Source organism: Phocaeicola sp. RTP21198st1_B8_RTP21198_201120 (genome assembly GCF_040929485.1).
Lineage (GTDB): Bacteria > Bacteroidota > Bacteroidia > Bacteroidales > Bacteroidaceae > Phocaeicola > Phocaeicola dorei.
Genome location: NZ_JBCOCI010000381.1, coordinates 1 through 785 on the forward strand (window position 1 = coordinate 1; position 785 = coordinate 785).

At 38.3% G+C, this 785-nt stretch carries 1 protein-coding gene; it reads right to left on the bottom strand.

The window, feature by feature from the left end:
• On the bottom strand, positions 1–785 hold a 785-nt coding region (locus AB5935_RS26505; RefSeq protein WP_368327929.1), incomplete at both ends, for a phage portal protein.

Here is a 785-nt window from a genome sequence, read left to right on the forward strand (position 1 = left end):
GTACATTCACCTGTACAAATGATTTGTCGCCATTTTCAATAGCTGACAAATCCAGATTCTTCCTGATTTCATTTGGAGTAATCACACCAATCTGGAACAGCGTATTATAGTAGCTAGCCAGACTTGCCTTATCTGCTCTAAGGAGAACTGAAGTATCAAAACGCACATCTATATTATTCCTTTCAGAAGGCTTATATAGTTTACGTTCAAATTCCAGTTCTATCTTTTCCAGTAGTGGTGAAAGCGTATCAGTCAAGAAAGCTAATTGAGTAGCTTCTACTGTACTATAACTGGACTTGGACAAATCAAATGCCTTGACTGGTGACACACCGAAGAATCTGCAAATATCAATCACATTAAACTGTCTGGTTTCCAGTAATTGTGCATCAGACGGATTCACCGTAATAGGCTGAAAAGTCATATTGCCTTCCATTACAGCCACGCCATTAGGAGTACCAGTAATGGAATTAAAAGCACTACTCCAAGCTGTTTTAATGTCCTGCTTCTGTTGTGCCGTCAATGAGGATTCCACTTTAATAATGCCAGCCAGATTAGCACCACCTTTGAAAAATCCTTCTGCGTGCGCTTCTGAATCAGCAGTTAACCCCAGTGTATTTCTAGCGTGCTTCAAAGTACTTATACCTGTAATCCCATCATAACTAAAATTCAGGATATGAATCATATTGATAGCTTCTACCAGTTGGTTCATTCCTGTAATGTTGTACATCTTCTTACCGTTTTTAAAAGTGACTGATACTGAATCTGATTTTAGAAATATCAGTTCT